Here is a 2,212-nt window from a genome sequence, read left to right as displayed (position 1 = left end):
CCCCACCCCTACCCGCGCCACCAGCCGGAAACAACCCATGCCCGCGAGTCAGCAACCGATCCACACCGGCCACAAACTCCCCAATACTCACCCACCAAAACTAACCGCCCCAAAACCCCCCGACCACAACGCAAGACCACCAATTTGCGGCCCTCAGCCGCAAGGACGTCGCAGGCTCAGATGCCCTGGTAGGCGATCGCCAGATCGCACAACTGGGCTGCCACGCCTGCATTGGCCTGCTTACTGGCAGCGACTTGCTGCTGAAGCTGGGCCAAGATCTGATCCACTGTGGCCACCAACAACCGTGCACCTGCCGGCGGATCAGCCACCGGCATGATCGCATCCACCTGAACGCGCGCCTGCTCACGCAACCGCTGAACCACCGCACGCCCATCAACAGCCGCCCCGGCCGCCGTAGCCACAATCTGGGCGCCCTGCTCATCCAGGCGCCGCAACGCTTTACGCCGCTGCCCCCACTGAGCCACGGCATCCCCGAGCCGTCCGGCCGCCTCCGCCCCGCCCGGCGGTGCGGCCGCCCCCACCAGCGGTGTCACCAACGTAACGGACTGTTCGCCTTCGGGAAACAACTCCGCACCACGCGCCAACAACCTGTCGATCACCTCATCGACGAACGACTGCAAACGCGGATCCACCCCAGCCACACCCCCACATTAACGCCGCGCGGCCACGATATTGGATGGACGAACCAGCTCACCGGCCACAGCGGTCATCCGCGCGGTCTAATCTCTGCCCGCGCGGCAGGAGCTCGCAACGGCTCGGAGATCAATGAGTCGTGCGGCACCCAAATTCCTGAACCCGGAAGGTATTCCGATGAGCCAGGCGGACCGAAGGAGTTCGGTCCCATGAAGCGGGCATCAGGGAAGTCGGTACTCGGCGCGAAAACCCCAGAATGCGGAGCCAACTCGATCCACGTATACGGATTACCCGAATTGTCATAACCCGGGGAGGGGGCAAGCTCACCCGGCCGTTTGATCACCACACCCGGAATCTCGTCAGCTCGCACGAAAGTTCCCGAGCCAGGACCGATCTCAATCCAGCGAGGTCCATCAGGAGGACCCGGAGGGTTAGGTCCGCCAGGCCCGGCTACCCACGGCACGTGTCGAGGATCACCGACCACCCAGCCCGGCTTACCCGAATCCTGAGGCGAGTCCTTACCCAGCGGTACCGCATCAGTTCCAGTCCTTTTTCCAGCAAGGCGCCGATAATCCGCGGCCGCCTGCCGCAATGTCTCCGACGCCACCTGGTACTGACCCCGAGTCGACTCCAACTGGCTCTGCATCGCCGCCAAATGCTGATCCAGCGTCGCCACAATCAACCGCACCCCAGCCGGCGACGACGCCATCGGTCCCGCAGCCGCACCCACCAACCGGGCCTGATCACGAATAATCCCCGAGGCAACACGGCCCTGCTGACCACACGCGCCAGCCTCAACCGCAGCCAGGCGCACCTGCTCATCCAACCCCACAGCTCTCACCTGCGCCCGCTGATACGACGCGGCTACCCCTGATACACCTGAACGCAACCCGCTCGCACTCAACGGGGCTGCCGGCACAGAGCCGCCAGTAACCGAAGCAGGTAACTGCTCGCTAGCGCCACTTTTCGGAAATAGGTCATGAGTGCGCGACAACAGACGGTCAACCCCTGCCACGAATTCCGCGATACCCACAAATCCTCCTCGGGAAAGTCACCAAGGCCACAACGACACCGAAGCGCGACCCGCGACGTCAGTAGCCGTGATGCACCCCAGGGTTAGCCTGGCCAACCAACGCCCGCAAATTATGCCCATCACGGGCAACCCCGTAGCGCGACATCAGATAATTCATCGACGCACACGCATTGGCCACCGGGTCCCAAATATGATTCGACGTCCCCGGCTGATGATGGGCTCCGAACGTCCCTGGCACCAGCTGCCACACCCCGCGGCTGCAATTCTGTGGGCCCCCATCGGCCTGACGGGCGCCATGCGCATTCGTGTCGATCAGATTAATCGCATCCGACCGGAAAAACCCGACTCGTGGTCAGCGATCGTCGTCATCCCGGCAATCCAATGCGCCCGGGCGCGCGGATCAGAAATCCCCATCCGATCTAACGCCTCTTCCAAATAACGGCCCACCGCCTCCCGACCGCCGGCCCACACACCCTTGCCCTCAAACGACACCTCAGACACTGGTATTGCCGCCTGGGCCACCCC

Annotated in this window: 1 protein-coding gene and 1 pseudogene; both read right to left on the bottom strand. The window is 63.7% G+C overall.

Annotated elements, in window-relative coordinates:
- Window positions 1-176: 176 nt before the first annotated feature.
- Window positions 177-662, bottom strand: a complete 486-nt coding sequence (locus AO501_RS13780; RefSeq protein WP_156452544.1) for a hypothetical protein — start codon at window positions 660-662, stop codon at window positions 177-179.
- A gap of 1,337 nt (window positions 663-1,999) precedes the next feature.
- Window positions 2,000-2,212, bottom strand: a pseudogene (locus AO501_RS39295) (hypothetical protein); the annotation flags it as partial.

The organism is Mycobacterium gordonae (assembly GCF_001417955.2).
GTDB classification, from domain to species: domain Bacteria; phylum Actinomycetota; class Actinomycetes; order Mycobacteriales; family Mycobacteriaceae; genus Mycobacterium; species Mycobacterium gordonae_B.
This window is presented reverse-complemented; position numbering and strand designations above follow the sequence as displayed.